Raw genomic sequence first — 19,136 nt, 5'->3', positions numbered from 1 at the left:
GACTGCGGCCGTGCGCGAGTTTCTGCTTCTTCCCCTGCTGCTGATCTTCGCGCCGATCGCCCTTTTCGGCGCCGCCGCCGTGTTGGCCGGGATCACCCTGATAAGCCTGTGGCGAAACCTGTTGGAGCGGCTCGGGATCCCTCAACCGGGCAGTTATCGACGGCCGCGCTGTTCGTGGGAGGAAGATGCCTACGTGAAGCCCGGCCCGCGCGACTGAGCAGCAGCATGGAGAACAGATATGATCGCTGAGATCCTGGATCCCGACCTGCCGATCATCGATCCGCACCATCATCTGTGGGACTTCGGTCCGCTGTTGCCGCACATGCCCGACACTACGCATCCGTTCGGCAGGATCGCGCGGCAGAGCCCACGCTATCTGTTCGAAGAGCTGTTTCGAGACTGTCGCGAGGCAGGGCACAATGTGATCGGCACGGTCTTCCTTCAGTGTGGCGCTTTCTATCGCGCGGATGGGCCGCCTGAGATGAAGCCGGTCGGCGAAGTGGAGGTCGTGAACGGCGTTGCGGCACGTTCTGCAAGCGGCATTTACGGAGCGTTCCGCGCCTGCGCCGGGATCATCGGGCATGCTGATTTGACGCTCGGCGCCGCCGTCGGTCCCGTGCTGGACGCGGAGATTGCGGCAGGCAACGGACGCTTCCGTGGCATCCGCCATATCGCCGCTTACGATACCGATCCGGAGGTGCTTGGCCCGCTCGCAGGTACGCCCGCCGACTTGTACGGCGATGCGCGCTTCCGCGAAGGTTTCGCCGAACTGGGCAAGCGCGGATTGACCTTCGACGCTTGGGTTCTCGAACCGCAAATCGCTCATGTCACCAGCCTGGCGCGCGCCTTTCCTGACCAGCCCATCGTGCTCGATCACGTCGGCACCCCGTTGGGCTTGGGCGTCTACAAGGGTCGGCAGCAGGAGCGGTTCTCCGCTTGGAGAGCAGCTATCAACGAGCTCGCGACCTGCCCGAACGTGATGGTGAAGCTCGGCGGGCTCGCGATGCCGTTCTGCGCGCTCGGGGACCTTGGGCCGGACACGCGCACCGATGCCAAGACATTGGCCGGCCTGTTCCGCCCTTACGTCGAGACCTCGATCGAGGCGTTCGGCGCTCGTCGCGCGATGTTCGAGAGCAATTTCCCCGTCGATCGTTGGGGCGCAGATTACGCGACGCTGTGGAACGCCTTTAAGTTGATCGCATCAGGTGCGAGCCCCGAGGATAAGCACGAGCTGTTTGCGGGTGCGGCTGCGCGCTTCTATCGCCTCGAAGAGCTCCTGACCGGCTAGCGCTAGCGGGCGACGTCGATCGGGTGGGAGACGACGATCGTGGGACGCGCCGTCGCCAACTCGCGTGACGCCAAGCCGAACGCCTTGAAGTGGTCGGAGGCCATGTGCGCCTGGACGGCCGCGTCATCGACGTACAGCTCGTCGAACACGAACCGTCGCTCGCCCTCGGGTTCCCGCCACAGATCATACTGCAAAACACCCGTTTCAGCCCGTGAGGCCGTGACGCAGCTTTGAGCGGCGGCGACGAAGGCTTCGTCCTCCCCGGCTTTGACCGACACGAACGCGACGACTTTGACTGGCATAGAGCTCTCCTATCGAGCAGCAGGGTGGGCTGTTCAAACCGCCGTGACAAGCGACCCGCCCTTTCCCGGCGCTGTAGATCGCTCAAGGAGAGGTAAATGGCGGCAACCGGTCTGTCATGCAGCTGAGCATTAGTATTTGGGCAATGCAGCACGGCTAGCCTTCGCCGACCTGCAACCTTCAACGGGCCGCCGCCATGTCCTTCGTAGCCCTCGCCTGCATACTCATCGCGATCGACGGCGACACGCTCAGGTGCGGCGCGGAGCGCATCAGGCTGATCGGCATCGACGCGCCCGAACTGCCCGGCCACTGTGCTCAAGGACGGGACTGCGCGCCGGGTGACCCGATCGCTGCTCAGGTTTCGCTTGCTTCGCTGGCCCGCGGCTCGGCCGAGATCGAACGCGACGGAGTCGACGACTATGGCCGGACGCTCGCGAGGGTACGGGTCAACGGGACAGAGTTGTCGTGTGCTCAGTTGAAGAAGGGGTACGCCGTCTATCGAGCGGAATGGGATCCAGTCGGCAGCGTCACCCTCAGTTGCGGTACTCAAGTTGTCGATCCGGCGGCGGCCTCCGTTCGATCGGTGGCGCGTCGGCCCGCCCGCCAGCCAGTTTCCAGCTACGGCGCGTTCCGCAACTGTGCCGCCGCCCGTGCGGCAGGTGCTGCGCCCTTATACCGCGGGCAGCCTGGATACGGCGCGCACATGGACGGCGACGGAGATGGGATCGCCTGCGAACCGTTCCGCCGCCGATGAGGGGACTAAGGCATCGGGACGCAAACCATAGCGCGCGGTACGTTTCGCCCCGTCAGTTGATGAGGCTGTAGGTACCTGCCTTACTGCGCCGCCATGAAATACCGGTCGCCTTCGTCAGAAATTTACCGGTCTTTTCAGCATTGAAAGCCTTTGTTCGCGCAGCTCCGACAATTCGCGAACGAGTGTTGATACCGCGTTCGATCAGGGCAGCAATCAATACCGTAAGGCGATCGTCATAGGGGGCACCGCGGCAGGCTGCGAGTAGGTCATCAATGCCGTCGAACACGGCGGCAACTTGTTCACGAGATGCGTCCGACATGAGGATCGCTGCTTTTGAAGGGCGGTGTTCGGTCTTCTTCGACGGCGGAATCTGAATGTGATCGGTTCCGGGCATTGGTGTTTCCTTCGCGAAAAAAATAAGGGAGCCGCCCCCGACCCATCCACCAGCAGCGCGCTAGCGAATGGATCGGGAGAGAACGGTTAGATTGTCTGCTGAGCCTGCTTCGACGCGCCGGCCTCAACGGCGGCGAGCAACGTGTCGTTCGCGAGATGGGAATAGCGGGCCGTGCTGGCGACGTTGGCGTGACCCAATACGACCCCCACGCTATAGAGGTCGACGCCCGAGTTTACCATGAAGCTGGCGGCGGAGTGGCGCAGGTCATGGATGCGCAGCCCCGGCAGCCTGGCGACATCCCGCGCCGTTTGCCACCCATGCTTAATCGTCGTCAGGTGCTTCTTCGGATCGCGCGGGTTCGGGAACAGGAACTCGCCCTTTGGTAAGTCCGAGAGCACGTCCACCGCGGCCTGCGCCAACGGCACGTGTCGCGATCGCCCCGTCTTCGAGGTCGGCACGAACAGCGTGCGGCGGTCTAGGTCTACATCCGCCCACCGCGTGGACAGCAGTTCGGACACACGCATGCCGGTTAGCAGGAGCAGCTGCACGATCGCTGCCAGTTGCGTGTTGCGGGACGCCTCGGCCGCCGTGATGAGACGGGCGGCCTCTTCCGCCGTGACGTAGCGCTGACGCGCGTTGTTCACCGGCTTCGACTGCACCGCGCGGACGGGGTTCTTATCGCAGCCGGGAATGCCCCAGCGTGCGCCTAGCTCGAACGATCGGCTGAAGATCATCTTGATCTTGAGGACCGTCGCAGGCGCGAGCCCCTCATCACGCTTCGTCGCCAGCCACTGCGCGATCGCCCGGCTGTCGATGTCGGTGAGACGCACCCTGCCCCACTTGGGCACGATGTGCTTCTCCATATAACTCTTCGTGGTGCTGAAGCTGCGCTGGTGGAGCTCGGCATCGGCAATATGCATCGCGGCCAACTCGGCGTAGAGAGGCACGGCTTTGATCGCCGCCTTCGTGGCGCCGGGATCGCCGCCCATGACGACCTCGGATCGTAGCCGCTGCGCCGCCTTCTTTGCCGCCGCGAAGCTGACATCCTCGTAGCGGCCGATCTTATGCTGTTTCTGGCGGCCCGCGGCGTCTTCATACCTGAGGTAATACGTTCGACCGCCGGTCGAGCGGCATTCGAGCACAAAGCCAGTCACGGCCTCGTCGTAGTAATCGGTCTTCTTTCGACCTTCCTCGCATCGGGCGGTGAGGGCGAACACGTGGTCGAGCTTTGCTTTTGGCATGATGATTATCCTTCTGAATGGGTGATTGTGGCGCGCCGCCAGAGTGGCCCGAGGGCACGCGCGGCGGGACGGGCATGGGGTCATGCATCCGCGGGGCCGGATCGGTGCCCGGCGGTGCTCTGGGGGCGCCCTGGAGGGGCCGGGGGCGTGGCCGCGTTCTGCGGTCACGACGCGGCGGGGGGCTGGGGGGCAGGTGGCGGCAGGCCCGACGACTTTCGTCGCAGGCTCTATTATTTTTTTCGATTTTCGATTTCTGCTACCCTCTGCCCCCCGGCGCGAGGCCGCCGCCATGGATGATCCACGACGGCGACGGGGAGGTTAGAACACGTCGTTTTGTTGACTCGCCGGCAGGTCCGGGTGGAGCAGCACCGGCTCTTCCGTTTTCCGGACCCACGTGTCGGCGGCCGGCTCGCGCAACTGCACGGGCCACTTCATCGTGCCGTCGCGCTTTTTCGGATCGCCGTAGAGTTCGCGCAGCGCCGTTCCGCACTCCTTGGCTTGCGCATTGGTCGGCTGCTTGTACCCGATGCAGCGCAGCACATCGCTGGCCGATAGGAACACGACTGGCTTGGTGCTGTCGATCGCTTCGACGACCTGCTCGCCGATCGCACTCGCGGCTCGGTGCCGCGCATTCCAGGCCTCCAGCCTGGCCTCTTCATCGGCGGTCAGCCACCACGTCGCGCCCTTGTCAATGCGCTCGGCAAGTTGTGCGAACAGTTGCTGCATGTCGATCGTGTGAAGATAGTTGAGGCTCTCGACTGCGAGCGTCCACCAGCGCGAATTGCCTGTCGGATCGATCAGGAAGCTGGCATCGTTGACCGTGGCGGCAAACACGGTGCGCCGCGGATAGACTGACTCGCGCCGCTCGTAGGGCCGGCGTACCTTATCGACATCCGCTGTGACGAAACTCTTCAGCGGCGGAAGATCCCTACGGAGAGTGCCTTCCAGCTCGCCCAGTTCGACGATCCAGTTGTTCACCGCCCCCAGCAGGGAATCCTTGTTCGACCAATCCATGTGATGATCGAGCCGCACCACCTCGTCTCGTAGTGCTTCATCGGACACGAGCCGCTTGATCCAGCTCGTCTTGCCGATGCCTTGCCGTCCCTGGAGCACGAGAACGCCCCGCGCCTTGAACGCTGGTTCAGCGAGGCCCGCCGCCGCTGCGCTCAGCAGCCACTTCGAGACGAGTGTCTCCTTTAGCGAGGGCGGATAGTCGTCTGCCGTAGTGATCGTCGACAAGAAGTCCGGGAGACGATCGACCTTGTCCCACGGCTTGCTGCCGATCCAGTCCGCGACGGGATTGTACGCGTTGTCGTCGCCGATCACCTGCACGAACTCGGCGAGGTGACGGGTGGACAGGCCGTGTTTGGTCCCGCGGCTGAAGATGCGCGACATGCGCACGTTGGCTGCGTTATCGAGTGTGCCGGGCTCTCCCGGTACAGTGATCTCCAAGTCCTTCTTGATGCTGTTGTAGCGCACGCTGATGCCCTCGTGGAGCAGCATGTGCTGAACATTGGCGATCGTCGTGGGCGTACGGTTAGAACCCGGTGGCGGCCCATCAGGCCACCCGGTGATTGGTTGCTTTTTCGACATTAATTTTGCTTCTTTGTGCGATCGCCATGGGACGATCGACTACAGACGCTGTGCTTGCGCTGCGGTGATCCCGCGGAGGTGTGCCCGCGGCTCTAAGTACGGGGCTGCATCTTCCCTGCCGAACGTGCCTTAGCTGCGCTCGATCGGATGAATGCTGTTCTACGAGCCTTTCGCCGGATGTGCTCCGGCTATCCTGCGAAGCAGCCTTTCAGCCGGATACGCAGGCGTTCCCTGCTCAGCGCAAAAGCTGTTACGCAGAGCGTTAATCGAACGGGAACCTAAGTGTCTGTAATCGGGCGCTATTATAGGTAGGGTAAGCTGCCCCACATTGGTGTCGCGAGCGTGGCGTGTGGTAAGCTCGGTCCTAATCAGTGAAGGTGGTATGTCTTGTTATCGTCAACCCACCAAAGATGGCGGCTGGCATCGCGACCCCGGTGCCTGGTGAGGACACGGCCAATGACTGTTGCGTCGAGCAGGGTGGCGAACTCAACTGAGTCCATGATGTCGGCGCGTCGATTTAGCCCGGTAACGATGCAGGCCTGGATGAGAAGCGCCACGAGTTCGTCTTCAGGAAGCCCGGCGCCTTCGCCTTCCGCTAGCGCGCAGATTTGGCCGCGCAGGCTTGCATACTCGTTGAGCGACTTGTCTTCTGGCGAAACGACCTCCCAGCTGGTCGTACCCTCGTCGTAGCGCCAGTAGAAGGAGCGGCCCCACACCTCATACGGTCCGACTAGGCGGGGGTCGTTGTCGGCAGGTTGGCCCGGGATGCCGAACTCGTCCTGCAATCGCGATCGCAGTCGCCACCCCGTCACCGTCACGAACATTGCTTCATTCCTGTTTTGTGCGGCTGGTGGGGGGTAAGGTAGTGATCGTTCGATCACGCGTTGGCATCGTCTAGTGGTCGCTATCGTGCGTTAGCAATGGCGGTCCCGGCGGCACTGGCTGCTTCGAACGTGTTTGCAACCTGTCGAAAAGCAAAACAACGGCACCGATCGCGCTTAACGCGGCGATGCAGTAGGCTGGTTCCTTCAGGGCCAGCACGAGCAAACTCAGCGAGGCGATTAGCTGGAACGTGCGCTGGGGATACGCAATAACGCCTAGAAGCGCGAAGATTAGCAGCACGATTCCAAGTAGCGAGGTAAGGGTCTGCGCAATCGCAAGGATGACGACGGCGGTCAGGAATGTCAGAAACTCTTTCATGGTTTGTCTCCAGAGCTAGGCCGCGTACTTGCGGCAAAGACGGGCCAGCGGGCCGGCATCGTTGGGGATCAGCAGGATGGTCGCGAACGTGCTCCCGAAGGTGACCACGAGGCGGAACACGCCGCCGCACAACGACAGGTAATTCCATGGTGGTTCAAAGCCGGGCTCGTCGAAGCGCAGCCCTGACAGCGGATTCTTAAAGGGCGAGAAGCCGGCCTCCCGCACAATCTCTTCCTCCGTGTCGCCGAGCTGGACCACGATGATGTCGGTCCAGTCGGTCAGATCGTGTTCGCCACTGGTGAGCAGCGCCAACTCCGCCTCAAGGGCAGCCCTTATTGGCGGATCAAGGGTGCATGCCAGGGCACGCTCCGCCGACGGACGGTCGTAGATCGGGATCATTTGTGCATTCCTTTCGGACATGAAAAAACCGCCCGAGGCAGGTGCCTGGACGGTGCGGGTTGGTCGGTTCAGTGGTGTGGTCGTCAGGATCAGCCGTCGGCGTGCTCCTGCAGTAGGCTGGTGATCGAGGGGTCAGCGTTGCCAGGCACCAGCAAAACCTGTGCAGGGCCGTCATCGCTGAGCACGAACACGATTTCTGTGATCCCGCCGGGGTGGCGTTCCAGCCATTCCCAGCAGGGCTCGCCATCAAGGGTCATGGGGAACCCGACTGCCGCCTCTGCATCGGCAACTAGATCGGCGTTCCCGACGACGTGGAAGGCAGCGCCTGTGCCGCCGAGCTGGTCGAAGCGGAGCCGCAGAACGGCGCGCACCCGGGGATCGAGGGAGGGGTCGCGGATCGCACCTCGAAGCGCGCCGCGGTCGTTGAGGGTCAGCATGGCCATTTTCCTGAAAAGGAACGAAAAAGGCCCCCGCAACGTGATGTCGCAGGGGCCTTGGGGGGGCGTCGGGTCGTGGTCGGCGGCGGCTCGAAGGCCTAGGTTTTCATCGGCGCGCGCTTCGAGAGGCGTCGCGGTGGTGGACGAAAGTGCGGTCTTGGCATTTCTGTCTCAGGTGCCGACGTGATGATCCATCGTGTCAGTCGACCTTGGATCGGGACCGTACTGGTTGTCGCCGGGGGTCCCCTCCATCAGCATCAAGATGTAGACGACGAGGGCACCGACGTAGGGCAGCAGGTTGAACGCCGCGAGCCAGCCCGAGCGATCCTGATCGTGGAGCCGTCGCACCTGTACCGCGAGCAGCGGCACGATCAGCGCGATCAGCGCCAGCCAAGTCAGCAGTAACGTCAGCCCACCGAGGCCGCCGGTGCCGGCGAGCAGGTCGACGCCGCCGATCATCGCGATGACCCCGATCGCGACGAACACGAGTTGGAACATCCAGAACTCCTTGCGCGACGAGCGGCCTTTGAAGTCGGCGTAGCGCTTGAGCGGCAGCGTGATCCAGCCGAAGTGGTCGTCGTCGGCGGGACGTGGCACGGGGCTTGCGGCTGGCATGAACGAGGCAAGGCCCGATCCAGCTGCAGGCGCCTTTGCTCCGAACAAAATGCGCTCCTTGGCCTTCTCGTAGTCGTCTTCGGTAATGACGCCCTCGGTCTTGAGCCGATGCAACTCCTCGATGTTCTTCAATGCGTTGTGATCGACCATGGTTGGTCTCCTGTTGAGATTGTTGTTGGACGCGCAGCATCACGCCGGACGCGGGTGCGCCGACGTTGTGGATCGATGCTGTCATGTGATGCCGCCCCCGATGGGAGCGACCTTCGCTCAGACCTTCGAGCCGCCCTTCAGGACGGATGGATTGCCTGAAGAAGCTGATAGAGCAAGTGAAATTGACACGTTTGGGGGACAGACCCGGACAAGCGTCTGCGGCCACTTGCATGGATGGATGTGGTGCAGCTCCTTGGCGCGAACGTGAGGCGTCAGCGTAAGCTGAAGGGGATGTCGCAGGAGGAACTGTCGCTGGCGGCTGACATGAAGCGCAGCTACGTTAGCGATCTTGAGCGGGGCACGAGGAACCCATCTGTGCGGGCGCTCGCCCGGTTGGCGGACGCGCTAGGCGTCGAGCCACAAACACTTTTGGAACAACCTTTCAAATGAGTGCCTTGCTCAGCATTAACTGTCGCGAACGGCAATGACGGCGGGTACCTAGTTCCGACAGGTTTTGATGGCAAAGCAGGGTAGCAATACGATGGTTGATAATTATGACAGTCCGGGTTCGTCTAGTGTCTTGACCGACGAACAGGTTGAGATCGCGCAGTGGAGAGTGCAGGTAACTGAGGACGGCGACTGGAAAATAAACGACATCTATGGTGAATATTGGGAAGAACAAGAGAATAAAAAAGTGTTTGCTAAGCACTTCAAGGCGGCGGTTGATGATGGTCGCGTCTCGGGACTAAAAGTTATCCGGCATCCGGATGGCTCCGACAAATTGTCGTCAGATCGGCAAACGGTATATCGGATCGAAAAGAATCCAAGAGCGGGCGAGCGTTAGGCGCGAGAGCGTGGATGTTTGGGTGAGAAGAGCATCAGATGAATACCGTGACAGGTAGGCTGGCGTGCCGTACTGATGCTGTCATCGTGGTCTCGCCCGCAGACGGCGTGACCTTCGGCTTAACCTCGAGCCACCCCTATGTTCCTCTCGGGAGCGGCGGCCGAAGCCGGATGTTAGGAACCCGCTGAAGCAACGAGCGCATGCGCCTTTACCGGCGGACCGGCTGGACATGCGCGCATACCACCCGGCCCCGATGAAATCGGCGACCGAGGTGCTGTACAAAGAGGTTACCACGCCCCACCCCCTGGCTTTCACAAGAGGTACGGCGACCCTGGAAGGGTTGGTGGCGCTTCGCAATAGCCCTTTGCAGGCGATCGCGGTGTGCTGGTCAGCCTTCTATATAAGATGACTGGATTTGCGCGCGGCTACGTCGCTGATCGACGTCGTTCAATCAGCCTTCGGTAAGCCGCCGAACTTAGTTCGCCATCCAGGATCTGCATAACCGGCTGCCGGGCATGAGCGACGAAAGAGACGTTCTGAAGCAACCTTGCTGCTTCTTGCCACAACACTGTAGGGCGCCCCTCGATTTGCTCGTCTGGAATCTCAATGCCGGGCTGAGAGTAGAATGGATCAAATCCAAGCTTGAATAGCCTATCCTTAGCCGACTCACCAACGGCCGCTTCGAAATTCTCGAACGTGTCGCGGTATGCTCGTTGAAGCGGAGATAGTTGGTGGAGGCCGATGTAAGTCGTCACAAACCAACTTGTTACGGATATCAGGTCTTGGTTGCGGTGTTCTCCCTGATCCGAACGCACCATCACTGGATTAATTGATGCTGGTTTTACAAAAATGTTGGAAAATGATTTCTTAGCTAGGTTAAATTTCCAGCCTAGTTGCTGAGTGCTTCGATGGGCAGTCACCGAACGCTTCGTGAGAACAACCAGTCCATCATTGAACGGCAACCAGCAGGTTTGATTGAAATTTTCCTCTGTTTCACCTTTTGTAATACGAAGCGCGACTGCTAACGCCGTTGACCTCGCTAGCTGTAAGCCGGCATCTGTGAGCACGGTAGCAATGTCCTGGCCGGCTGGGTCCCGCTCGCAAAAGCGCCTAAGTGCATGCTCGGTCCAGACGAAAAAGGTGGGGCCGTCGTAGATCATGGCCTTCGTCGGAGTGAAATGCCCCCCGACTTGAGTTAGCATCAGCCCCTGCTCGGTATACGCCGCATCCACCTCCAGAAACTGGCCTAGTGTGATCGGCCAAAGGATGTACGATCTCGTACGATATTCACTTGCTGATCGAAGCTTGAGCCGGTCGGCCGAGCCGATCTCTGATTCCGCAAAGTTGCCAGCGGAGCTTAACTGATTTTGGTACCCAGTAACAAAGCGAATGAGCGCATCGCCCTTTGGTCGGTCTGTCGCCCACTCAGCGTCGAACGCAGCACTCAGCCACGACGTAAATTCTCGCTTGCGGGTGGTCTGCTGCCGGAGAAGTTGGCGCACGATGATGTGCGGCGGAAGTTCGACATTCATCAGGCGCATTGATCACGACCATAAGGGGCGATCAAGCCTACCGACGCTTCCCCGAAGAGCAGCGGTGCCCGCTGGTCTTCGGCCAGTTGCGTGGATGGATCTGGTGCAACTCCTCGGCGCGAACGTGCGTCGCCAGCGAAAGCTGAAGGGGATGTCGCAGGAGGAGCTGTCGCTGCGCGCTGATATGAAGCGCAGCTATGTCAGCGACCTTGAGCGGGGCACGAGAAACCCGTCGGTGCGGGCGCTTGGGCGATTAGCGGACGCGCTGGGCGTCGAGGCGTCATCGCTGCTGCGTCCGGGCGAGTGAAGGCGGACTGCTCGGGCTAATCTATATAAGGTACCCAGTTTCTCGCGTTCGGCCTCTAACCCTCGACAGCACCGGCGGCTTTGCGCCCTATTTGCGGCCATTCGGCGCGCAAAAGGCATCACCTGCAAAAGGCATCACCTAAAGCGGACGTTGAGATGCCAGTCACTTTGCAGCGCCGATTATCCTGCCGCAGCAGATCCGCTGTCGTGGCAACTTGGATCCCATCTTGAGTGAACTCGCGCCACAGGCGCTCAGTAGCACCCTCGAATGTAGCCGTAGGTCCGTCCGGACAGGTCCGAATCTTGGTGTAGCTTCTAGCGAAAGGAGGACTTGACCGGTCGATCGCCTGGGGCCGGTCGATTTCTGTCTTCAATTTAAAGCGCCATCAGGTCTGGAAAAGAGCTCATGACCCGCGACCTCCCTGTGGTAGCAGTTACCACAGCCTAGCTGGCATACTGGACGAAACCCCACAGCCATTCTCGCACATCTTCCCCGATCTCCGGATCCTTGCTGGACGCGTCCAGCAGCCGAAAAGCTTCTGCCTTCAGGAATGCGCGATCCGCAAAGCGGTCCTGAATGATGTTTTCGATGTAGCGCGGAATCTGCGCCGCAACGGCGTCTGCGTCCTGATCTCGCCCGAGCTCCCTAACGAACCATCGGCAGTAATGGTCGATCCAGGAGAGGAAATCGGCGTCAAGGACATCCCGCGTGTACCGGGTCTTGATTTGATAGACCGCATTCCACGTGTCGGCCCGGTCGGGCTGCTCACCAACGAAGTCGATGTTCCATCGCGGCAGCGTATAGCCCTGGACCTCGTTGCCGTTGAAGAACTCGCTGCCTTCAAGCGAGATGCGATAGGTCGGACCGGAATAGGGATCGCAACAGCGACGTCGGAGACCGCCGTCGCCAATCAGAATATCGATCGCGTGCTTGTATATCGAGTTGCACTCGTCGCACGTCGGAGGAAGGTTACGAAGATCCGCAGCGGCAAAAGGGTATATAGAGATTGCAAGCAAATGGTCGAGCGCATGTCGTGGGGCGTCGACAGCGCGGAAGTAGTTCAGCCCGCAGAAAGGGCAGATCTTGATTTCGGCTGCGCGGATCACCCGGTACTGATTGTCGCGAAGGACATGGTCGCCCTCTTTAATGCTCGACAATTGACCGAAGAGATATTTCCCAAGTGCGCGCGCCGGCGCTCTGACCGGTTGAGGGAGCGAGTTGATGGCTGGGCAGGGCACATTATCGTTGAAGACGTTGGGAAGGGCGGTCTGCCGCAGGATTGCGGCCTGGACGCCGGGTCGTTCCGCCACGGCCACTTCGGAATAGCTCTGAAGGAGGCAAGCGAGCTTCGACGAGAAGCCTGTGAGCGGAGCCAAAACATCGCGCCGATCTTCCGGCACGCATTCCGGCCAGGCCGCAGGCTCAGCGCCGGCATCGATCGCTTGCATGCCGGCCAGCATGAGATCGACAGCCAGAGCATTCAGCCAGTTCTCACCCACTGCCTCAATCGGATATGCGAAGAGCATCTTTAGGCCTGGTTTTTCAGCTTCCGCAGATGATCGGCCAGAAGGGCTTTCCCGATCGAGGGACCAAGGTCCTGGAACGCCTCCTCGATCTCCGCGACATTGTTCGACTTGAGCAGTTTCTCGATTTCCTTCTCTGCAATGTGCGAATTGGGCGGGCGGATCCCAAAACAACTTTCGAGAATGCGGTCGAATGTCGTTCCGAAAGTCTCGATCTGTGGATCACGGACCGCAAATTTGCCTGTCTTCTCATCCCTCGAGAAAATCATCACTTGGTCTCTTGGCATGTCCGACGGCACGAACGGGGCGTGCGTCGTCAGCAGAAATTCCTGATTGCCGCGCTTCCCGACCATCTTCATCAATTGCTGGACGAATTCGACGCGCCATTTGGGGTTAAAATGGGATTCCGGCTCATCGAGCAGGAACAGAGCATTAGTGTCGGCGATCATGGCGTACGTGCCGAGGATCAACGCTTGCTGATGTTCGCCGTCTGAGAGCGAGACATAGTCGACAGGGTTGGACCTGGACTTCTCGGGCCAGAACCTGACTTCCTCGAAGCTGAACACCATGTCCTCCTGCTGGGGCTCGGGGAGCCTAGACGCAAAGCGCCGCTCCTTTACGGCCTTGTCGAACCGCTTTCGCGCCGGCCGCGGGATAGCGAGATCGTTGAGCAAAGCGAGCTTGTGCAGCGAACGGTAAAGCGAGAAGGCATCGGACCAGAAGTGGGCGAACGCTTGCCGGGTGGCCTCTGTGATCAAGAAGTCGAAGGTGTAGGTCTCGGTCTTGTCATCGACGTGCCAACAGGTCGCGATGCGTTGAAGATTGGCGATGACCGTTTCGAGTTCCTCGGTGAGCTGGATGCCCTTGCGAGACGAGACGCGTTTCTTCTTCGGAATTTTCGGAACGGCAGGGTGGGCAAGGCGCACTATGCAACGGCAGGATGCGAGGTCGCCAAGGCGGGCATGCCGAAGTAGCTCCGTCCGGACAGAGTCGGAGCCCAGCATGAGGTTGGAGAACAACACCTCGAGGTTAGTGCCATAGTCGATAAGCATCAACCGGTTGTCGAGAACTGCTCCCGCGCCTGCCTGCCGCGCGGCTTTGGCCACGTCGCGAGCATATCCGCTTCTGCTGGCAAGGAACGGTAGGCTCAGTGTTTCATTGTCACCCGACGTGTAGCCGATGATCAATGTCGGTAGAAATTGGCCGAACGCGGAATCTCCCGCCGAGATCGTATTGCCGTCCTCAAGAAACAATTCGATCGGTCCGGGCTTCTTCCCCTTCAGCGCCCGCACGAGGCGTGCTGTCTGGAAGACCTTTGAACTGGGAGGCCGGATGACATATTCAAGATCGAACAGAATCTCGTCGTTGGCGCTGCGCCGCTCCTCGGCAGGGTCATGCGCGTGCCACGCAGCCTGAAAAATCTCCGCAATCAGCTGGAGGAATTGCGACTTCCCGGATCCGTTCGGACCGATCATGCACAAGGGCGCGAGAGGTTCGTCCGTCTTGCCGTTATCGTCGCGACCGAACCAGATTTCCGTGCCGTCAAACAGGCCGCCACCTGTTCCCGAGCGCTCGATCTTGAGCAGCCGCAGCCTCATGATGTCGCCCTTCTGAGCAGCATCTGCTCTTCATCCTTGTCGAACACCTGTGATAATTTGGGCGACGTGTCGCTCAGCAGCTCGAACAAGGCGTCACGCACATCGCCATAGGGCAGCACTATCCGCTGAGCGATTGCTTCGAACGCAAGCCCCTTCGCGGGCCAATCGGCGCTGTCCTTCAAGATGGCCTGCTTGGGATCCGTTTTCACTAGTCTCGCTTTCGGACGCTTTGGCGCGTCGGCAACAGTTTTGATTCGCAGCGACTGGATGCGTTCCAGTAAATTGTCGGCGGCTTCATCGTCGGGGTCCTGTTTAACCAGCTGCCCTGCGAATGCTTTGGCAAGGATGCGCTGTTCCGCCTTGGCGACCAGCTGCAACGATCGTTCGACCTCGCGGGCGAGCGCGTCGATGCGGGCCAAGGCATCCTCGACCAGCCGGATGATTTCCCGCTGCTCCGTCAGCGGTGCGAGTTTGATGTTGAACGCCCTAATCTCGGGAAAATAGATCGTCGTATGGGTCGTTCCCCGCCCAAATTCGCGGATCTCGTCGCCCTCGGACAGCAGAGCGTACATCAAATACTTGGGATCGAGGGCGGGGCTGCAGGTCCAGGTCACGAAATCCTGGCTAGTCGCCATTTCGCGGCCCATGATAGCGACGTACCCAACCGAGGCCGTACGCGAGAGGACAACCGTTCCTGCCGGGAGAAGGCGCGCTGACGAATTGGCAAGCCCAGCGGCATTGATCGTCTGAATTGTCCCATCGATAACACCGCCATGGTTGCGGTTGGCGTCCGGAATCCCGACCCACTGTACGTCGCCGTCCCAATATTCGGGGTGCGACCGGCTTGGCGTGTGTCCGGTCTCCTGGCGAGCAATACGCAATAGCGGAACCCAGTCCCAGCCGGCAGGGAGAGCAGTGCCCGGATTGTTGACCGATATGCCGCCTCTGCCCGCGATAATTTCGTTAGTCGGCTGCCGCCCGCCACGAGCCGGGTCGGGCTGCTCCGTTTTCGAAAGCAGAACAGCGACGGGTTCGAGTTCCTGTTGACCACGAAAATCTGCCGTGAGCTCTCCGCGGAAAGCAGAGCGCAGAAGATTGAGCCGATACTGATCGACCAAAGGCGAAATCCGGCGAAGTTCGTTGCGCGCAAGATCGATGCGTGCGCCGACATCGTCCAGCCTCGTCATAATGCGGCGCTGTTCCGATACGGGTGGGATTGCGGCCGAATAGTTTTCAATGTGATGCTTTGAAAGCCCCGGGATGTCGCCCTGGGCCTGTTCTATGATCTCGCTTGCGCGATAAGCGATTGTCCGCAAAATGAACTGGAAGTCCAATTCAGGGCTGGGTTCATAGGCATAGATATCGCGTCCAATAGCGGACGGAATACCCGGAAAGGTCTTGCCGACGCCGCCGCCTTTGACGGTGATGAAGATGCAGCCCTCGGGCACGGTCCGACGCGGATCGGTCGTCCATTTTGGCTTGTGAAACCCGCTTCCGTCCCATTGCTCCGGCCCGGTGATATACGTGATTCCGTGCCCGTCCTGATTGACGGTATCGGCGCTCGGCGATTGTCCCGTATAAAGAGTGCCGATGCGACCGAGCGTGGAGCGGGCCCAGCCGGCTGGAAGCTTCGTCATGATGCCAGCGCCCTTGCCCGTAGATACAGGGTTCGCCCAAGTATTCCGGCGGTGAGGGTGGCGCCTCGCATCGCCCTGTGCTTCGAGCCGATTGAGTCGGAAGCGCGGGACATCCGCCGCTGCTTCACGCTCATGGCGCGGGCTTCAGCTCAAAGTCGTCGCCTTCAACCTCTGCGTTCAGGGCATCGATTTCATTCAGCGCTGAGCGCAAGTGTCCGATAATCGCGGCGAGGATCTCATTAGGATCCTGCATGGCGTCGTCCTGTTCGCCACTTTCGTCGCGCAGCCAAAGCCAGTTGAGATTGTCACCGCGCTCTGCAATCTGCTCGCGCGACAGCTTGCGCCATCTGCCGTTCTCGCCTCCGTCCTTTCGCTTTGACGTGCCGCTGGGATCGGCGCCGAACAGGCGCTCGAACTCCGCGAAATGAGAGTCAAGCAATGCATTGGTTTTGCCGAATGCCGGCATGTTTGTGCGCAGGTCATAAAACCAGATGTTGTCGGTCGCGGCTCCTTGGTTTTTGCGGAAGAAGAGCACATTGGTCTTCACCCCCGCACCCGGGAAAATGCCCTTGGGAAGCCGAAGGATCGTATGAAGGCTGCACTTTGTCATCAGGTCCTGACGAACGGCGCGGCCGACCCCATCTTCAAACAGGACGTTGTCGGGAAGCACCACCGCGGCCCGGCCGTTGTCACTGAGCGTCAGATAGATGTGCTGCAGGAAAGCGAGCTGCTTATTGGAGTTGCGGTATGGAAAGTCCGCGCGAAGCGCGCGGCGGCTTCCCGCTTTGCTGCCAAATGGCGGGTTCGCTAGGATGAGCGTTGCCGAGCCGAGGTTGCAGCCGTCATCCGTTAGTGCGTCGCCCTGAATGATTTCGGCATCGAGCCCGTTCAGGAAAGTGTTCATCAGACAGATTCTGCGCGTATTCTTCTCAATCTCGACGCCTTGATATTTGGGCGGATTGGCCTCGTATTCCCTCCCGGAATGCCTTGAACGCAAAAAACGGTCGGCCGTAATCAGGAATCCGCCACTGCCAACAGCCGGGTCCTGAATCAATTCGCCCAGACCGGGCCTGGAGACCCGCACCATGGAATTCACCAGCGCGCGGGGGGTGAAATACTGGCCCGCTCCCGACCGCACGTCTTGGGAACTCTTTTCAATCAGACCTTCGTAGATCTCGCCGAATCGGTCGCCGCTTACGTCATTCCAGCCGATTTTTGAAATCCCGTCGACGACCGCGTGGAGGTTCTCGGAATGGGAAAACACGGTCGTTGGGAAAGCGTAGATCGCTTTGATGACTTCGCTGTCGGCGCTGGTCCCGAGGTGAGTTAGCATTTCTTGATAGAAGCCGAGCAACCCGTCCTTAGGGTGCTTGACCAAGTCGCGCCAGCGGTACCCGGACGGGAGGAGCTTCTCGATGCCATTCTCTTCTGCGATCTTCAGGAATAGGAGATAGGTCAGTTCAGAAACATACTGATGATAGCTGATCCCGTCTCCGCGCAGAATGTGGCACAAGGCCCAGATCTTCTGGACAACGTTCTCACTTTTCATTGATAATTCAATCGCTTGTCCAAAATTCAGCTCTGATCTCGGTTGATGCTAAGTGCCAGGCGCATGATCCTATAGAGGTTGAATCGATCAGGAAACGGCAGATTGCGCAAGGGCGAGCGGCACAAGCCTTGGGGGGAGGGCCCCATCCGTTCTGCGCTACGATCCCTGTCCTACCAGTTCAGACCGCTGTAGAGCGCGCGGACGGCGGCGATGTCGCCTGCGCTCAAGGTCGAGCGCGCCTTGATGATGCTGCCGTCATGCACGTCGAAATTGTGCTGATCGGCCTGCGCGACCTGCGTCAGATCTATGCGGACATAGGTATCGCGGTCCGCGCGGCTCTGCTCGTGCCACAGTCCGATCGCATGGCCGATCTCATGGACGCTGACCCACTGGCTGATCGAAACCTGCTGCAAATCGGCTCTTCTGCCGCAGCTCGTGCGGCGCCTCCGGTCTGGGGCGGTTCGAAATCAAGGTTGCTTAGTGAAGGTCTGATTTGGCCGTCCATGAGCCGAATTTTGCCGGTCGGCTATCGGCCCACTTCTCCGCGTTGGCTGAGCTTGGGCAGGAATAAGCTCGATCGAGCGCGTCTGGACGGTCATCAAGCGCGTCTACACTGGTCGCTATTTAGAGAACCGCGGCAGCCGAGCTCATTCAGAAGCGTCGCACCGGCAGGTAGCGGAATCCCAGCGATTACCGGCGACAGCACCTCGAACGCGAATGACAGCTGGATACCTTCGGCAGCACCAAGCGAACATACACCGTCATGAACTGCGCGCTCCAAAACTTGCAGATCGAACGGGGCGTAGAAGGCGTTCGGCGCAAGAACGCGCAGATCGATGCGTTCGGCGGCGAGCAGCACAGGGTTGGTCGCGGGCGGATCCCTGCGAGCGAGAAGCCACAGGCTGGCGTAGCCGAGCAACTCGACTGCCGCGTAAAGGGGTGTGTCGCTGGCGATTTTCAGCTCGATGAGTTCGTAGCTGCCGTCGTCCTTACGCTGCGCGAGATCGATTGCGCGTCGGCCGTCGGAGGCACCCTCGATGAGACCGGACGCGACCGGTATCTGGTTGGCCCAGTCAGTACGCCCTGCGGCCTCGCACGTTCGAGCACCACTTCAGGGCTGCGGTTGGCGCCGCCGATCTGTGGCTGAAGCGTCCAACGCCAGTTCTGACGCGACCGATCCTTGTTCTCACTTGCGCCTCCAGCGGACCAGTTGGCGGCGATTACCTCATGCACGATCGAGGCGATGTCGACGCCGGCGGGAATCTGCAACGAGTGGAGGGCGGAACGGTGACGGAGGTTCGCGATGCCCAGCGCGTCACAGACGGCGGCATTCACGCCATGCAGCAGCGATGCGGGTGGGAGGTCGGTCATGCTGCGATCTGTACCCTCAGAACTTCGGCAACGCGAACCGCCGCCGCAATCGCCCTTGAACCGAATCGATCGTTCGTGGTTTGTTCTATCCGTGATCGACTTTCAGACCAGCCTCGCCCACACCCTCCTCACCGCCCCCGCCTGGGCTCGCGTCGGACTCACAGCACCCAACGAACGCCTTCGCAAAGAAGCCCGTCACCTGCATTCGCACCCCATCGGACGCAACCAACCTACAGAACCAAAGATGTGATCCCCCTGACGGTGTTATAAGGTTTGGCTGCCGCACTAGCGATACCGGCTACGTTTCTGGACGGCGTTTGCTCGTTGAAGAGCCCACCCTGTTGATCCTTTGCGCGCTCATCGGGGTATCTGCAGCTTCCTGCGTGAGTCCCGACGTGAGTTTG

At 60.4% G+C, this 19,136-nt stretch carries 24 protein-coding genes; 7 read left to right on the top strand and 17 right to left on the bottom strand.

Annotated features, from left to right (window positions below):
• Positions 1 to 10 precede the first annotated feature (10 nt).
• Positions 11 to 217, top strand: coding sequence for a hypothetical protein (locus LLW23_RS10580; protein WP_228945322.1), 207 nt, complete (start codon positions 11 to 13; stop codon positions 215 to 217).
• Between the two features lie 21 nt (positions 218 to 238).
• Positions 239 to 1,288, top strand: coding sequence for an amidohydrolase family protein (locus LLW23_RS10575; protein WP_228945320.1), 1,050 nt, complete (start codon positions 239 to 241; stop codon positions 1,286 to 1,288).
• Positions 1,289 to 1,290: 2 nt separating this feature from the next.
• Here the strand turns inward: LLW23_RS10575 and LLW23_RS10570 are convergent, their stop codons facing one another.
• Positions 1,291 to 1,590, bottom strand: a complete 300-nt coding sequence (locus LLW23_RS10570; RefSeq protein WP_228945318.1) for a putative quinol monooxygenase — start codon at positions 1,588 to 1,590, stop codon at positions 1,291 to 1,293.
• A gap of 194 nt (positions 1,591 to 1,784) precedes the next feature.
• On the opposite strand from LLW23_RS10570, the gene LLW23_RS17615 reads away from it, so the two are divergent.
• On the top strand, positions 1,785 to 2,342 hold the full coding sequence (locus LLW23_RS17615) for a thermonuclease family protein (protein ID WP_333473764.1): 558 nt from the start codon (positions 1,785 to 1,787) through the stop codon (positions 2,340 to 2,342).
• A gap of 52 nt (positions 2,343 to 2,394) precedes the next feature.
• Here LLW23_RS17615 and LLW23_RS10555 read toward each other — a convergent pair whose 3' ends face one another.
• The 8 genes from LLW23_RS10555 to LLW23_RS10520 all read right to left on the bottom strand — a co-directional run bounded on the left by LLW23_RS10555 (position 2,395) and on the right by LLW23_RS10520 (position 8,371).
• The gene (locus LLW23_RS10555; protein ID WP_228945317.1) at positions 2,395 to 2,736 is read right to left on the bottom strand and encodes a hypothetical protein; all 342 of its coding nucleotides are present in this window, start codon (positions 2,734 to 2,736) and stop codon (positions 2,395 to 2,397) included.
• An 86-nt stretch (positions 2,737 to 2,822) separates the two neighbouring features.
• Entirely contained in the window at positions 2,823 to 3,953 is a 1,131-nt protein-coding gene (locus tag LLW23_RS10550; RefSeq protein ID WP_228945315.1) for a site-specific integrase, read from the bottom strand.
• Between the two features lie 342 nt (positions 3,954 to 4,295).
• Positions 4,296 to 5,570, bottom strand: a complete 1,275-nt coding sequence (locus LLW23_RS10545) for a virulence-associated E family protein (protein ID WP_228945313.1) — start codon at positions 5,568 to 5,570, stop codon at positions 4,296 to 4,298.
• A 368-nt stretch (positions 5,571 to 5,938) separates the two neighbouring features.
• Positions 5,939 to 6,394, bottom strand: a complete 456-nt coding sequence (locus LLW23_RS10540; RefSeq protein ID WP_228945311.1) for a hypothetical protein — start codon at positions 6,392 to 6,394, stop codon at positions 5,939 to 5,941.
• 70 nt (positions 6,395 to 6,464) lie between these two features.
• Positions 6,465 to 6,770 (bottom strand): hypothetical protein, encoded by a 306-nt coding sequence (locus tag LLW23_RS10535; protein ID WP_228945309.1) that lies wholly within the window; start codon positions 6,768 to 6,770, stop codon positions 6,465 to 6,467.
• 15 nt (positions 6,771 to 6,785) lie between these two features.
• Complete coding sequence (locus tag LLW23_RS10530; RefSeq protein ID WP_228945307.1) at positions 6,786 to 7,169, bottom strand: hypothetical protein; 384 nt, start codon at positions 7,167 to 7,169, stop codon at positions 6,786 to 6,788.
• 89 nt (positions 7,170 to 7,258) lie between these two features.
• The gene (locus LLW23_RS10525; RefSeq protein WP_228945305.1) at positions 7,259 to 7,606 is read right to left on the bottom strand and encodes a hypothetical protein; all 348 of its coding nucleotides are present in this window, start codon (positions 7,604 to 7,606) and stop codon (positions 7,259 to 7,261) included.
• A gap of 171 nt (positions 7,607 to 7,777) precedes the next feature.
• Positions 7,778 to 8,371 (bottom strand): DUF805 domain-containing protein, encoded by a 594-nt coding sequence (locus LLW23_RS10520; RefSeq protein ID WP_228945304.1) that lies wholly within the window; start codon positions 8,369 to 8,371, stop codon positions 7,778 to 7,780.
• Between the two features lie 234 nt (positions 8,372 to 8,605).
• Here LLW23_RS10520 and LLW23_RS10515 point away from each other — a divergent pair, with 234 nt between their 5' ends.
• Together LLW23_RS10515 and LLW23_RS10510 are read left to right on the top strand one after the other, a co-directional pair.
• A complete protein-coding gene (locus LLW23_RS10515; protein ID WP_333473763.1) occupies positions 8,606 to 8,821 on the top strand; it encodes a helix-turn-helix domain-containing protein in 216 nt (71 codons plus the stop codon).
• A 67-nt stretch (positions 8,822 to 8,888) separates the two neighbouring features.
• Positions 8,889 to 9,215 carry a hypothetical protein gene (locus tag LLW23_RS10510; RefSeq protein WP_228945302.1) on the top strand — a complete coding sequence of 109 codons (327 nt, stop codon included), beginning with the start codon at positions 8,889 to 8,891 and terminating at the stop codon, positions 9,213 to 9,215.
• Between the two features lie 425 nt (positions 9,216 to 9,640).
• Here the strand turns inward: LLW23_RS10510 and LLW23_RS10505 are convergent, their stop codons facing one another.
• Positions 9,641 to 10,756 (bottom strand): hypothetical protein, encoded by a 1,116-nt coding sequence (locus tag LLW23_RS10505; protein ID WP_228945300.1) that lies wholly within the window; start codon positions 10,754 to 10,756, stop codon positions 9,641 to 9,643.
• An 85-nt stretch (positions 10,757 to 10,841) separates the two neighbouring features.
• On the opposite strand from LLW23_RS10505, the gene LLW23_RS10500 reads away from it, so the two are divergent.
• Complete coding sequence (locus tag LLW23_RS10500) at positions 10,842 to 11,054, top strand: helix-turn-helix domain-containing protein (RefSeq protein ID WP_228945298.1); 213 nt, start codon at positions 10,842 to 10,844, stop codon at positions 11,052 to 11,054.
• Positions 11,055 to 11,497: 443 nt separating this feature from the next.
• Here LLW23_RS10500 and LLW23_RS10495 read toward each other — a convergent pair whose 3' ends face one another.
• The 7 genes from LLW23_RS10495 to LLW23_RS10465 form a co-directional block, all read right to left on the bottom strand.
• Positions 11,498 to 12,580: a hypothetical protein gene (locus LLW23_RS10495; RefSeq protein WP_228945296.1), complete on the bottom strand. Its 1,083-nt coding sequence runs from the start codon at positions 12,578 to 12,580 to the stop codon at positions 11,498 to 11,500.
• Positions 12,581 to 12,582: 2 nt separating this feature from the next.
• Positions 12,583 to 14,175 carry a restriction system-associated AAA family ATPase gene (locus LLW23_RS10490; protein WP_228945294.1) on the bottom strand — a complete coding sequence of 531 codons (1,593 nt, stop codon included), beginning with the start codon at positions 14,173 to 14,175 and terminating at the stop codon, positions 12,583 to 12,585.
• Positions 14,172 to 15,812 carry a restriction endonuclease subunit S gene (locus LLW23_RS10485; RefSeq protein ID WP_228945293.1) on the bottom strand — a complete coding sequence of 547 codons (1,641 nt, stop codon included), beginning with the start codon at positions 15,810 to 15,812 and terminating at the stop codon, positions 14,172 to 14,174. The genes LLW23_RS10490 and LLW23_RS10485 overlap by 4 nt, the downstream gene beginning before the upstream one ends.
• 130 nt (positions 15,813 to 15,942) lie before the next feature.
• Positions 15,943 to 17,361, bottom strand: coding sequence for a class I SAM-dependent DNA methyltransferase (locus LLW23_RS10480; RefSeq protein ID WP_228945291.1), 1,419 nt, complete (start codon positions 17,359 to 17,361; stop codon positions 15,943 to 15,945).
• A gap of 170 nt (positions 17,362 to 17,531) precedes the next feature.
• Positions 17,532 to 17,774 (bottom strand): M12 family metallopeptidase, encoded by a 243-nt coding sequence (locus tag LLW23_RS10475; protein ID WP_228945289.1) that lies wholly within the window; start codon positions 17,772 to 17,774, stop codon positions 17,532 to 17,534.
• Between the two features lie 185 nt (positions 17,775 to 17,959).
• Positions 17,960 to 18,280: a hypothetical protein gene (locus tag LLW23_RS10470; protein WP_228945287.1), complete on the bottom strand. Its 321-nt coding sequence runs from the start codon at positions 18,278 to 18,280 to the stop codon at positions 17,960 to 17,962.
• Between the two features lie 38 nt (positions 18,281 to 18,318).
• The gene (locus LLW23_RS10465) at positions 18,319 to 18,732 is read right to left on the bottom strand and encodes a hypothetical protein (RefSeq protein WP_228945285.1); all 414 of its coding nucleotides are present in this window, start codon (positions 18,730 to 18,732) and stop codon (positions 18,319 to 18,321) included.
• On the opposite strand from LLW23_RS10465, the gene LLW23_RS17610 reads away from it, so the two are divergent.
• Positions 18,665 to 18,982 carry a DUF6771 family protein gene (locus LLW23_RS17610; protein ID WP_333473762.1) on the top strand — a complete coding sequence of 106 codons (318 nt, stop codon included), beginning with the start codon at positions 18,665 to 18,667 and terminating at the stop codon, positions 18,980 to 18,982. The two genes, LLW23_RS10465 and LLW23_RS17610, sit on opposite strands and share 68 nt — an antisense overlap.
• Positions 18,983 to 19,136 lie beyond the last annotated feature (154 nt).

The organism is Sphingomonas radiodurans (assembly GCF_020866845.1).
In the GTDB taxonomy this organism is placed as follows: domain Bacteria; phylum Pseudomonadota; class Alphaproteobacteria; order Sphingomonadales; family Sphingomonadaceae; genus Sphingomonas; species Sphingomonas radiodurans.
Note: the sequence above shows the minus strand (reverse complement) of the source record. Positions and strands in the feature narration are given on the sequence as shown.